The sequence below is a fragment of the Maribacter sp. C-4077 genome, from assembly GCF_055378385.1.
This window is the reverse complement of record NZ_AP038807.1, coordinates 1,717,003-1,729,889: the sequence shown is the minus strand read 5'-3', so window position 1 is coordinate 1,729,889 and position 12,887 is coordinate 1,717,003. Positions and strand designations below refer to the sequence as shown.

Below are 12,887 nucleotides of genomic sequence, written 5' to 3'. Positions count from 1 at the left end.
GGGGACCTGAACCAATTTTCAATTTTTCAAATTGTAAGTTTAGCTACCTTCAAGCACCATACTTTTCAATAGAAGGTGCGAACAAATTCCCAAATTTGGTTTCAAGAATCTGTTTTCTGTTTCCAATTTTATACCGATTGCATTACCAATAATAGGATTTGGGCTAATTTGCCCCATCCCTTGCGTTACCTTTAGTCAGTTTCTACCTTTAAATATGACTTGGGAAATCATTACGGTATTTGTAATTATAGGAGCGTTGATCATTCTCTTTGCCCTTGAGGTTTTTCCCATGGATAAAATCTCCTTTTTTATCATCGGGGCGCTTTTGTTATCAGGTTTGGTGAGTCCGGAGGAGGCGGTCAGCGGATTTTCCAACAAAGCGGTAATCACCATTCTTTGTCTTATGATATTGGCCATAGGTCTAGAGGAGAATGGGGTCATTTCTTGGTTTGCCAAAGGACTAAAAGTTTTAAAAAACTGGCCGGCCTTGCTGGTGTTGATAGTCATCATGATATTATCTGGCGGCGTATCGGCCTTTATAAGCTCGACGGCCGTGGTCATCGTTTTCATTAAAATAGTCGCCGAACTAAAGGACAAGTACGGGTTTATGCCGGGCAAATTGCTTTTGCCTATTTCCTTCGCAAGTATTCTTGGTGGAAGCTGTACGCTAATGGGGACTTCCACAAACCTAATCGTCAACAACATCTTTATGCGCTATACGGGCGAAACCTTGGGGTTTTTTGAATTTTCCAAGATGGGCCTCATTTTTTTGGGCACATCGATCGGCATTATCGTCCTTTTTTATTCCTTTCTACCCGAAGGGGAAAAAGATGGACTTTCCCAAAAGTTTAATCTAAACAAATACCTGCTCACCCTAAAAGTGGATACGGATTCAGCGCTTATCGGCATTCCATTAAAAGAATCCTTTATGTTCAAAGAGCCAGAAATTACGGTGCTTCGGGTATCCAGGAACAATTATGAAATGAACCTTTCCAATCCCAAATTTGAGATTCAGGAAGGGGATGTAATTTTGTTGCATTGCAGTTTGGAGAACCTCCAAAAGATGCGGGGCGAAGGCTATTTTGACCTGGAAGTCGATGAAAACCTAACGAGTAGCTTCTCAAAAGGGACGTCCATAGAAAAGGTCGATAATCAAAAACAAGATCCTGAAGAGAAAGTCTCCAATACCGTCTTGCTGGAATTGCTACTGCTACCGGGCTCACGATTTTTGGGGAATACACTTGAATCACTTAAAAAAATGATCTTTCCAAGAGCCATCCCCATCGCCGTTAACAAAAGAAAATCGCTTACGAATCTTAAAAATCGGCTGCATCTTAGTAACAAGACAATCACAAAGCTCAAGGTTGGTGACCGATTATTGATTCAAACCGATACATCCTACATCCAAAATTTTGAAAACAGCAATAATCTTGCAGTCTTAAATCAGTTTGATGGAGGTATGCCTTCCACACCCCTTAAACGGAATCTCTCGCTCTTTATATTAATAATTACCATAATTCTAGCTGCAACCGGCGTATTCGAAATCATGACCAGTGTTATAGCCGGCACCATCGCCATGCTACTATTCAAATGCATTGAATTGAACAAAATCTATGAAAAAATAAATTGGCAGATCATCTTTCTGTTGGCGGGTATGATTCCCTTGGGAATTGCAATGACCAACTCCGGGGCGGATGCATGGTTGACCGAAGGCCTCCTGAACTTAATGGAAGGACAAAAGCCAATGATAATTATAGGAATGTTGTTTTTGACAACCATGTTGTTGAGCGGCGTAGTCTCCAACAATGCCACGGCCATTATCATGGCCCCCATTGCCATTTCCTTGGCCAAGGGACTGGAACTGGATGTAAAACCCTTTATTCTTTGTGTGATGTTTGCAGCTAATTTTAGCTTTTTTACGCCTTTAGGGTATCAAACCAACGCCTTGATCTATAGCATGGGAATTTATAAGTTTAAGCACTTTCTAATTCTGGGAGGGGTCATTTCCTTGGTGCTACTTGTCCTGGGCACCTTGCTCTTGAGTGCTATGCTGTAAGTGATTTAAGAACCAAGGGTTTCCAATTGTTTGCAAGCACTTTCATATCCAATGGCATAGGCCTTTTCGATTCCTTTACGGTCCAGAATACCTATATGTTCCAAGGATTTCGGTTCGATTACCAGGTCGCATTTTTTTATTTTCTCCCGATTGATGGCATAGATCATCAATCCGGTGACCCTACCCGTCAATTGCAAGGAATTGGTGAGATTCTTCTTATTCAGCTCCGCTACGATGGATACATTGCTACCTATGACAAAATCTACCTTATCCCGAACCGGTTCCAAGGGAAAATTGTTCATAATGCCTCCATCTGCATACAAACTTCCATTATAGGACACCGGACTAAAAACGGGTGGCAAGGCCGCCGAAGCCAATAAAGGCTTGATCAGTTCCCCTTGACTAATAAAAAGTTCCTCTCCTTTTTCCAGGTTGGTGGCCACTACGTGCAACTCCTTTTTCAGCCCTTCAAAGGTATTGTGCGGAAAATAGGTCTTAAAAACGGTTTCATACCTATCGGTATCCAATAGGCCCGGTTTACCTATAGAAATAAAGTTATATTTGAACAGCGGAGTTTCCTTAAAGAAACGCAACATGTCCATAATAGGGGTTCCATTGGCATATAGGGCGCCTACTAGGGCCCCTACACTACTTCCCGCTACCAATTGGGCCTCCAGACCAAACTCCTGCATGGCCTTAATGACCCCAATATGGGCCATTCCCCGTACCCCGCCGCCTGAGAGCACCAAACCAATTTTCTTTGTTGAAAGGGATTCCATATACTTTCAAAAAAATGCCGTATAAAGTAATTTACTCCATACGGCATTAAAGTTAACCAAATACCACTAGTTTATGAATCCAATCCAAAGGCATAATAATATTTACTTCCATCTTCATAGACGCCTTCAATCATTACCCCGCCTTTTTTGTTTTCCAAAATTTCGGCTACATCTTCAACATTGCGAACACGTTTGCCATCTATATGGGTTATTATAAAACCTTCCCGCATTTGGGTTTCCTTCTTGATTTTTCCTGGATACAGCTTGTTCACCTGTACACCGCCATCCAAGTCGAGTTTCTCGGCCAAATCCTTATCCAAGTTTTCAAAATCGGCTCCAAGGAGGTTCAATATTTCCTTTTTCTCCTTTTTCACAAGCTTGGTTGTTCCGTTGACATTTTCAAGGATTACTTTGAATTCCTTTTCGGTACCATCTCTATTGACAAGTAGATTTACTTCATCTCCTGGTCTTTTACTGGCAATGATTTCCTGCAATCTGGGGGATGTAGTAGTTTCCTCCCCGTTCACTTCAAGAATAATGTCACCTGACTCGATTCCGGCCTTATCCGCGGCACTGTTCTCACCAACCTGCTCAATCCATACCCCTTTAGTGAAGTCTACCTTCTTTTCCTTGGCCAGGTTGCTATCCATAGTCCTTATGGTCACGCCCAACATACCTCGTTGAACCGCTCCATATTTCAAAAGGTCCTCCACTACTTTTGTGACAATATTGCTAGGTACCGCAAAACCATATCCGGTATAGGTTCCGGTTCTACTGGCGATTGCCGTATTTATCCCAACAAGATTACCATCTAGATTTACCAAGGCCCCACCACTGTTTCCAGGGTTGATGGCAGCATCGGTCTGGATAAAACTTTCTACGGCAAACTTGTCTTGATTGATATTGATACTTCTTGCCTTGGCACTAACGATACCGGCAGTTACGGTAGAATTAAGACCCATTGGGTTACCAACGGCCAAAACCCATTCACCAACCTCAACATCGTCGGAATTTACCAAAGACATGGTACTCAAATTATCGGCATCGATCTGTAACAAGGCCAAATCTGTAGTTGGGTCGGTTCCAATAACCGTTGCCTTATAGGATTCATTATTATAAAGGGTAACCTCAACCTCATCGGCATTATCGATTACATGGTTGTTCGTAATGATATAGCCCTGATCGTTTATGATAACTCCAGATCCGGTCCCGATTCTAGGTTGGGAGCGCATCCCTTCCGGACTTTGTCCTTTGAACATATCGCCGAAAAATTCCTTAAAGGGATCTGGAAGTTCCCTGCCTTGATTTCCATAATTAGGAGACGATTGGGTGGATTTGATGTGCACTACCGCATCCAATACTTTTTTGGAAGTATCCGTAAAATCCAACGGTTTAATGTTTCCTTCCTCGTCCGCGGTATAGAGCACATGCTTCCCTTGTACCGTTTCTACCGTAGTCACACCCTTAATTTCCTCTTTGTCATTTAACTTGTTGATTCCTATAACACCTAGGCTTACTGCCAAGGCGATAGCGGCAGAAAAGAGGTATACTTTTAAACTGCCTTTGTTTGATTTGTTTGTATCCATATTATTTCTGATTATAATTATATTATTTTTTAGTACGTCCCTATATGTTCAATTCCTGTGCCATTTAAAACCCTGTGATTGCTAAAAATTTTTTAAAATTTGAATGCCTTTTAAGTTCTTTTTTAGACTGTTTAGTCTGATTTTAGGAAAAAGCATCAAAAAAATTGAAAGGAACGTACTTTTCGTCGACTCTTTATTAAAGTTTAAAGGCTGCCATCTAATCCAAATTGAGTTGTAAATTGGTTATTACCGTCTAAAGGGTCGGTATCTGACATTTTGACTTGATTTAATTTGCAGTAAAATGTTAGACAAAACAAAACCCTTGGATTTTTTTGTCGTATGTTTAAAAAAGAATGATAACCGAATCCTTAATGCGCAGTACCGCCGTTCTTATTTTTGCCAACTCTTCCCAGGAAGAAATGCGATACAAACCCCTTCAAAGGGGCGAGGTACTGTTCGACTCCTTGACCAATACGGTTATCCAGAAAGTCAAGCAATCAAAATTGACCTACTTCCATATATCGGAAAAACATCAAAATGGCTTTTCATTTGGGGAACGATTTTCCAACGCGGTTCAAAATGTCTTTGACAAAGGGTTTGACAAGGTAATTACGGTAGGAAACGACACTCCCCATCTACAAACGGCACACATTACGACCGCAGCCAAGGCCTTGGCCGATGGCAAGACCGTAATTGGTCCTTCCTTGGACGGCGGTTTCTATTTAATGGGCATCCATAAGGCGGATTTTAACAAGGAGAAGTTCCAGAGTATGCCGTGGCAAGAATGCAACCTGCTAAAGTCGCTTTTGGACACCCTACAGGAAACCTCTTGTCACATATTTCAATTACCGACCTTTAGGGACATCGATACCGTTAAGGATGTTCTTTCCTTGGTCAACTACATCAGGTCAATCTCCGTTTCGATACAAAAACTTTTTGCCCTTTGTCTTTCGGTCAAACAACAATTTTTACTTTTAGCGGAAGATTTTTATGTATCCGTCTTACTCCAAAACCCATATAACAAGGGGTCCCCAGTGTTAGTGCATATCCAATAATATGTACACGAAAGGTCTAAAACCTTTGTGAAAAGTTAAACTAACACCACCAAAAAAACATGAAGTATGTATTGTGGGTCGTGCTATTTTTCATGACCACCATAAATTTTGCCCAGGAGAGCGTATCGGGCACTGTATCTGATGTGTCAGGAGTACCCATTCCTTATGTGAATGTCCTGATATCTGGTACCAACAAAGGAACTACGACAAATGAAAAAGGTTTCTACGAACTTTCCAAATTGAACGAAAATGCCATCCTGGAATTTTCAGCTATTGGATATGAAACGCAAATAGTTCCCATAGATGGTGCCTTGGTGATTGATATTGCCTTATTGGAATCCTCCGAACAATTGGACGAAGTGGTCCTAACGGCACTTGGATTAAAAAGAGAGACCAAGGAATTGGGTTATGTGGTCCAAAGTTTGGACGCTAAGGGCGTTACCGAAGTTAAATCGGTCAATTTTTTGGATAACCTTACAGGTAAATTGGCAGGAGTTACCATTAGCCAAGGACCTACAGGAGTAGGTTCCACCTCAAAAATTACCATACGGGGAGAAGCTTCCTTCTCCAATAACAACCCACTTTTCATCGTAGACGGAGTACCCATTAACAATAACTCGGTTTTTAACTTTACCAACGAAGCGGCTGCGGGCTTTCAGGAAATCGATTTTGGAAATGGTGCCATGGAAGTCAATCCAGACGATATTGCAGAAGTATCCGTGCTGAAGGGTCCGAGTGCAGCTGCATTATATGGCACCCGGGCTTCCAATGGGGTCATTGTCATAGAAACCAAAAGAGGTAGAAACAGTACAGGTCTTGGTATTAGCTATAATACCAGCTTTTTCGTGGATACAGCCTTTCAATTGCCCGATTTTCAAAATGAGTATGGACAGGGCAATGCGGGACAATTTGCCTTTGTAGATGGACTTGGAGGTGGCACCAATGATTTAATATCCTATAGTTGGGGGCCTCGTTTGGACGTAGGCAACCTTATTCCCCAATTTGATAGCCCAGTTACTTTGCCCGATGGAACCGTGGTGCGAGGTGGCGACACTGCACTTTATAGTGGTCTGCCTATTACGCCCACCCCATTTGTTTCACATCCAGATAACCTTAAGGATTTTTACAGAACGGGAACTACCTTTATCAATAACATAGCGGTTGGTTCAACCTTTCAAAAAGGTAGCTACCGACTTTCCTTTACCGATTTACGTAGTGAATCGATTATTCCTGGGGTAAACCTGGATAGGCAGACAATAAATACGCGTTTGACATTTAGACCTACGGATAAAATAAGGGTTAACTCGACCATCAATTATGTGAATTCTAAAAGTGATAACCGACCATCTAATGGTTACGGTTCCGAAAACGTAAATTATTCCTTGGTAGGTTGGGGGCCAAGATCCCTGAACATGGATAGCTTACGAAATTATTGGCAACCCGGATTAGAAGACGTTCAGCAATACTCTTTCAACTATACCTATTTTGATAATCCATTTTTTACCATGTCCGAAAATAGAAACTCTTTCAATAGAGACCGAGTGTTCGGGAATATTTCGGCAAGTTATGATATCACGGAGCATTTGACCGCTTCGATTCGTTCGGGCATGGATTATTCAAGCGAACTAAGACAGTTACGACGTGCCTTTAGCTCTAACCGATTTCAAAATGGTGGGTATGCAGAACACGATGTGTTGTTTAGGGAGATAAACACTGATTTTCTTTTAAATTATACCAATCGTTTTAAAGATGTAAGCCTTGATGTTAGTGTAGGTGGAAACCGGTTGGACCAAAAGGCCTTTACTTCTCAATCACAGACCACTAGTTTGGCGCAACCGGGAATTTTTAGGCTATCGAACGCGGCCTCCCCAGTAGAAGTCTTTGAATTTGAATCGAACAAGCGAATTAACAGTTTTTATGGCTTGATGAAGTTGGGGTATAGGGATTTCCTCTTTTTGGACTTCACCGGAAGAAACGACTGGTCCAGTGCCTTGGCCACTCCATTTTCGGTAGACAACACCTCGTTTTTCTATCCTTCCGTATCTTCCAGTTTTATTATTTCTGAAGTAGTGCAACTGCCCAATTTAGTATCCTTTGCAAAATTGAGGGCCAGTTGGGCCCAAGTAGGTAATGACACAAACCCCTATCAAACGACTGGGGCCTTCGTTGCCCAGACGCCTTTCAATGGTCAACCTACCTTTAGCGATCAAAATACAATTGCCAATCCCAATCTACAACCGGAACGTACCTCTTCTTGGGAGGTTGGTGCCGATATTCGATTTTTTGGTGATCGGCTAAGTATGGATATATCTTACTACAATGCCTTAACCGAAGACCAAATTCTTTCCTTGCCTATTGGCATATCCTCTGGATATACACAACAGGTTGTAAATGCGGGAAGTGTTCGGTCCACTGGGGTGGAAATTATCGGGGGTATTTCACCCGTCCTATCCAATAATTTCAAGTGGAACAGCAGTTTGAATTTCAGCACCAACCGCGCCATTGTAGAGGACTTGCCCCAAGATGAAGGGCGTTTGACATTGGCCTACTCAAGAATCTATGACAGTCAAAACCAAACGGTATTTTTACAGGTTGAAGAAGGGGGACGCATTGGGGACCTTTATGGTACCGGTTATTTAAAAAATGAAAACGGAGATTTTATTCTTACGGATGAAGGACGTTACATCCCTGATAATGAACTTCAAAAACTGGGAAACTATAATCCGGATTTCATGCTAGGGTTTAATAACCAGTTCCAATACAAAAATTGGAACCTTGGCTTTCTATTCGACTGGCGCCAGGGTGGTATCATCGTATCGAGAACCAGGGCCCTGGGAAATGTGGGAGGTCAATTGGTAGAGACCGCCTTTCGGCCAGAAGAAGGAATCGTGCCCCAAGGGGTCGTAAATATTGGAACGTCTGAAAACCCTGTCTATGAAGCTAATACGGTAGCGGTTTCGGCTGAGAGTTATTATCGCCAATTTTACGACCGAAACCACGAGGAAAATAATACCTATGATGCCTCTTTTCTAAAACTACGGCAGTTTTCTTTGGGCTATACATTTACCGACCTTTCCCTTTTTAACCAAAACGCAACCCTAAACCTATCCTTAATCGGAAGAAACCTTTTTGCCCTAACCGAGAATCCGCACTTCGACCCCGAGCAATTCGCCGTACAAGGACAGGGATTTATTAGTGGTGTAGAGGATATGTCCTATGCCACTTCAAGAAGTATTGGAATAAAAGCAGGATTTAATTTTTAAAAAAATGAAAATTATATTTAACATACTAGTTAACAACTTATTTGGCCTCCATGTCATACTTTTCGACGTTTGGACAAGTAATAAGGCTATTTCCCTTCCTTTTAATTCAAGCAAAGTTGACAAAAAAAGGAACAGTCGGGGTTTTTTCTTGAGCTTGATAGGTGTATTAGCACTTGTATTTACCACCTCCTGTACCCAAGATTTTGAGGATATCAATACAAATCCAAATGCACCCGTAAATGTACAGCCCAGTTTATTGTTGAGGCAGGTAATTTATGATTACGGGGAGCAAATGTCCTACGAAGGCTTTACGGCGGGCAATCTTTTAGGGCAGTATACTACCGCTTTGGATTTTAACCTTTTTGATAGGCATAACTTAAAATCGCCCCAACTAGGGGGTAATCCATGGCCCATATTCTATCAAAACCTAAGGGATAATGAACTGGTTTTAAACCACTCCCTTGAAAATCCCTCCCTTAGGGTTTACGAAGGACCGGCTCGTATCATGAAGGCCTACATGGCCGCTGCCTTGACAGATCTTTTTGGGGATGTTCCCTATTCAGAAGCTTTTAAGGGAAATCAAGGTACCGTCACGCCCGTCTACGATGCACAGCAGGATATTTATATGGCTGAAAATGGAATTTTCGATAATCTAACCAAGGGAATAGCGGCTATCCAGGCGTATGATGGAAATATTGCTCTGGAGGGTGATATCCTGTTCAGCGGAGACTTGGATAGCTGGGTGCGTTTTGCCAATTCACTAAAGATTAAATACCTCATGCGCGTCTCCTCAAAAATGGATGTTTCAAACGAATTACAAACCCTGTTTTCCGAAGGAAATTTCATCAGCGAAAATAGCCAAAATGCCATTTTTAGTTTTACCGATGGGGAACCCAACAATTTTAGATTGGCAAGGTTGCGAATTGGCGACTTCAACAATTTTGTCATGTCTGAAACCATGGAGGAAATCCTTATCAATTTGGAAGATCCCCGTATATCAAGGTTGTTCAGACCCTTTGCCAGTAGTGAAACGGGTAATGGATATAATGGCCTATTGAACGGTATCGATGCTTCCTCCACTACGGTCACGTTGGCCGATTACTCTTTGGCCGGAACCATATTCCGGGAAAATACAGGCTTATTGGATGCCAATTTTATGACCAGCATGGAAACGTATTTCCTATTGGCGGAAGCGGCACAAAAGGGTTTAATTTCTGCCGATGCCCAGAACTTGTATGAAATTGGTGTGTCCCAAGCATTCGACTATTGGCAGGTGGACTTGCCAAGCGATTATCTTTCAGGAACCGGGGCAATGGAAAATGGCGACCCCTTGGAGAATATCATCACCCAAAAATGGATCGCCAATATGATCAATGGCTATGAAGGTTGGATCGAATATAGAAGAACCGGTTTTCCCCAACTCAAAACGATATCGGCCAGTTTAAACGATGACCTAATTCCCGTAAGAATGCCCTACCCGGCGGAGGAAGAAGCGTTGAACAACCAAAATTATACCACAGCCGCCAACAACACGGATGGCAATAGTATCAATGTAAATGTGTGGTGGGACCAAGAATAATCTAAAATGAGCGACCTAGTATTTTGGCAGTGGGGATTGATTCTAGTATCTAGTTTGGTACTGTTTCTTCTTTCCCCATACGCAAAAGATACCAATCAGTTTTTTAATGCGTTTCAAAAAAGGGGCACGCCCAATACCTTTGTCCTTATGGGCAGTTTGATCATCTCATGGATTTTTGCCAAAAGCATAACCAATGCCGCTAACCTAGGTTTGGAATTTGGTATCGTTGGTGGGATTGCCTATGCGGGTTACTATGTGTCCTTTGCCGTTGCGGGTTTCATTATATACCAAATGAGGGTAAAAGCAAAATATACCAGTATCCATCATTTCTTGACCTCCAAGTTTGGAAAAAGAGCGGTTTCCCTGTTTTCTATGTTGATTGCCATTCGATTGTTCAATGAAGTTTGGAGCAATACCATGGTCATTGGGTCCTATTTTGGGGAAGCTGGGTCGAGTCCGTATTACTGGAGTATCCTGATTTTTACCTTGCTAACATTGGCCTATGTTATCAAGGGTGGCATGAGCAGTTCCATTTTTACCGATGTCGTACAAATGGCCTTGTTCACCCTATTACTAGGGATAATACTTCTTACCATATACGGACCTAAGACCGATTTTACGGTAAAGGACACAGTCAGTTCAGGTATATGGTCCTTTGAAACGGGACTAAACCTATTGTTTGCCGCGATAATTCAATCCTTTAGTTATCCCTTTCACGATCCTGTTCTAACGGACAGGGGGTTCATTAGCGAGCCTAAGGTGACTTTAAGAAGTTTTCTAGGAGCCAGTTTTCTTGGCGCCCTATGCATAGTCCTTTTTAGTTTTATTGGGATATATGCGCAGTCCGAAGGCCTAGTTGGACAGGCCGCTGTTGAAGTGGGCAAAGCCTTTGGGATAATTACCTTGTTGGTCATCAATTTCATCATGATCACTTCAGCGGCTTCTACATTGGATTCTACCTTTTCTTCCTTCTCAAAACTGATTGCTGTAGACCTAAAACTCGGGAAAACGCTTAGTATAGGAAGGTGGTCAATGGTTTTTATCGCCTTTTTGGGTACGATACCCGTTTTTTTGGATGCCGAAATTTTATCGGCTACCACCATAAGCGGCACCATGGTCATAGGATTGACGCCCGTATTTATCTTTTGGAAAGGAAAGGCCCCTAAAATTAGTTTTCACCTGAGCATTATCTGCGGATTGCTTTTTGGTTTATTGCTTGTTTTTCAACGCTTTCCTGAGCAATTAATTTTAACGGAAGGGAACTATGCCGATTTGCTTTGGATCAACGTCTGGGGCATTCTTTGTTGTACATTTTTATATTTTATACCCTCATGGATCAAAAAATAAGGGACATAGGAAATAAGGAAGGTAAACTACTGCTGTTTGGCGGCGTTTATAGCAACCTACAAGCCTTGGAAAAGCTAATTTCAATAGCCAAAAAAGAAGGTATACCCCCACAGAACTGTATATGTACGGGTGACATTACGGGATACTGTGCCCAACCCGAAGAAACGGTACAAGCCTTCAAAAATTGGGGGGCTTTGAGTATTGCCGGTAATGTAGAACTACAGCTGGCCAACGACAGTGAGGACTGCGGTTGCGATTTTAAGGCAGGTGGACGCTGTGACAGTTTTTCCAAAATGTGGTTTCCATATACAAAAATGAAGTTGTCCGAAGAATCCCTGAAATGGATCGGCACGATACCCGAAAATATTAGCTTTGAATATGCGGGTAAAAAAGTAACGGTAGTCCACGGCAATTATGGCGATGTTTCAGAATTCATATTTAAATCCAACGCACAGGAAAGTAAGGAAAGGTGTTTTCAAGCCACCAACAGTCAAGTGATAATTGCAGGACATTGTGGGCTTCCTTTTTATCAAAGCATAAAAGGAAAATTATGGATTAATCCCGGGGTTATAGGGATGCCCGCGAATGATGGCACCCCAAGGGTTTGGTATGTTCTTATGGAGGATATTGATGGTACTATGTCTTTCTCCCATGAATCCTTTGAATATGATTTCCAGACCGCTCAGCGGCTTATGTATCAAAACCATTTGCCAGAGGAATATGCGGACACCTTAGCATCCGGAATATGGGATAATATGGAAATTCTTCCGGAAATAGAGAAAATGGGACAAGGAATTCCCATTTCATTTACTATCGATTTAAATAAACAAAACATTCAATCCAAAACACAGCATAAAATGGCAGACTCGTATTATGACCCAAAAGATTTAAGAAAGTTTGGTAAAATAACCGAATGGAGCGAAGAACTAGGAACCAAGTTCTTTGATTACTATGGAAAGGTATTTGAAGAAGGGGCCTTGAGCGCCAGGGAAAAATCCCTGATAGCCTTGGCCGTTTCCCATGTCGTAAAATGTCCCTATTGTATAGATGCCTATACCAAGGATGGCCTTCAAAAAGGAATTACCAAAGAAGAGATGATGGAAGCCGTACATGTTGGAGCAGCTATAGAAAGTGGTGCTACCTTGGTGCATGGAGTGCAAATGATGAACAAATACAACAAGTTGTCGATGTAATCCCCCTGTCCACCAAGGGGGGAAGTATT

The 12,887-nt window shown here is 42.0% G+C and carries 8 protein-coding genes and 1 pseudogene; 7 read left to right on the top strand and 2 right to left on the bottom strand.

Going from position 1 to position 12,887, the window contains the following annotated elements:
- Positions 1 to 214 precede the first annotated feature (214 nt).
- The gene (locus tag ACZ41C_RS07435; RefSeq protein WP_464565262.1) at positions 215 to 2,056 is read left to right on the top strand and encodes an SLC13 family permease; all 1,842 of its coding nucleotides are present in this window, start codon (positions 215 to 217) and stop codon (positions 2,054 to 2,056) included.
- Positions 2,057 to 2,061: 5 nt separating this feature from the next.
- Here the strand turns inward: ACZ41C_RS07435 and ACZ41C_RS07430 are convergent, their stop codons facing one another.
- Positions 2,062 to 2,835, bottom strand: a complete 774-nt coding sequence (locus ACZ41C_RS07430) for a patatin-like phospholipase family protein (protein ID WP_464565260.1) — start codon at positions 2,833 to 2,835, stop codon at positions 2,062 to 2,064.
- Positions 2,836 to 2,906: 71 nt separating this feature from the next.
- Positions 2,907 to 4,421: a Do family serine endopeptidase gene (locus ACZ41C_RS07425; RefSeq protein WP_464565258.1), complete on the bottom strand. Its 1,515-nt coding sequence runs from the start codon at positions 4,419 to 4,421 to the stop codon at positions 2,907 to 2,909.
- Between the two features lie 353 nt (positions 4,422 to 4,774).
- Between ACZ41C_RS07425 and ACZ41C_RS07420 the strand changes: the two genes are divergently transcribed.
- From ACZ41C_RS07420 to ACZ41C_RS07395, 6 genes and pseudogenes are all read left to right on the top strand, one after another.
- Positions 4,775 to 5,476, top strand: coding sequence for a TIGR04282 family arsenosugar biosynthesis glycosyltransferase (locus ACZ41C_RS07420; RefSeq protein ID WP_464565256.1), 702 nt, complete (start codon positions 4,775 to 4,777; stop codon positions 5,474 to 5,476).
- Between the two features lie 59 nt (positions 5,477 to 5,535).
- On the top strand, positions 5,536 to 8,739 hold the full coding sequence (locus ACZ41C_RS07415) for a SusC/RagA family TonB-linked outer membrane protein (RefSeq protein ID WP_464565254.1): 3,204 nt from the start codon (positions 5,536 to 5,538) through the stop codon (positions 8,737 to 8,739).
- Between the two features lie 4 nt (positions 8,740 to 8,743).
- Positions 8,744 to 10,318 (top strand): SusD/RagB family nutrient-binding outer membrane lipoprotein, encoded by a 1,575-nt coding sequence (locus tag ACZ41C_RS07410; protein WP_464565252.1) that lies wholly within the window; start codon positions 8,744 to 8,746, stop codon positions 10,316 to 10,318.
- A gap of 6 nt (positions 10,319 to 10,324) precedes the next feature.
- Positions 10,325 to 11,665, top strand: coding sequence for a sodium:solute symporter family transporter (locus tag ACZ41C_RS07405; RefSeq protein ID WP_464565250.1), 1,341 nt, complete (start codon positions 10,325 to 10,327; stop codon positions 11,663 to 11,665).
- Positions 11,650 to 12,255: pseudogene (locus tag ACZ41C_RS07400) on the top strand (metallophosphoesterase family protein); the annotation flags it as partial. The gene ACZ41C_RS07405 and the pseudogene ACZ41C_RS07400, both read left to right, overlap by 16 nt.
- A gap of 267 nt (positions 12,256 to 12,522) precedes the next feature.
- On the top strand, positions 12,523 to 12,858 hold the full coding sequence (locus tag ACZ41C_RS07395; RefSeq protein ID WP_094999161.1) for an arsenosugar biosynthesis-associated peroxidase-like protein: 336 nt from the start codon (positions 12,523 to 12,525) through the stop codon (positions 12,856 to 12,858).
- The last annotated feature ends 29 nt before the right edge of the window (positions 12,859 to 12,887 follow it).

Bases quoted from the DNA above. Each gene is read 5' to 3' on its own strand.
- ACZ41C_RS07415 (WP_464565254.1), top strand. From the start codon at position 5,536: ATGAAGTATGTATTGTGGGTCGTGCTATTTTTCATGACCACCATAAAT.
- ACZ41C_RS07395 (WP_094999161.1), top strand. From the start codon at position 12,523: ATGGCAGACTCGTATTATGACCCAAAAGATTTAAGAAAGTTTGGTAAA.
- ACZ41C_RS07425 (WP_464565258.1), bottom strand. From the start codon at position 4,421: ATGGATACAAACAAATCAAACAAAGGCAGTTTAAAAGTATACCTCTTT.
- ACZ41C_RS07420 (WP_464565256.1), top strand. From the start codon at position 4,775: ATGATAACCGAATCCTTAATGCGCAGTACCGCCGTTCTTATTTTTGCC.
- ACZ41C_RS07430 (WP_464565260.1), bottom strand. From the start codon at position 2,835: ATGGAATCCCTTTCAACAAAGAAAATTGGTTTGGTGCTCTCAGGCGGC.
- ACZ41C_RS07410 (WP_464565252.1), top strand. From the start codon at position 8,744: ATGAAAATTATATTTAACATACTAGTTAACAACTTATTTGGCCTCCAT.
- ACZ41C_RS07435 (WP_464565262.1), top strand. From the start codon at position 215: ATGACTTGGGAAATCATTACGGTATTTGTAATTATAGGAGCGTTGATC.
- ACZ41C_RS07405 (WP_464565250.1), top strand. From the start codon at position 10,325: ATGAGCGACCTAGTATTTTGGCAGTGGGGATTGATTCTAGTATCTAGT.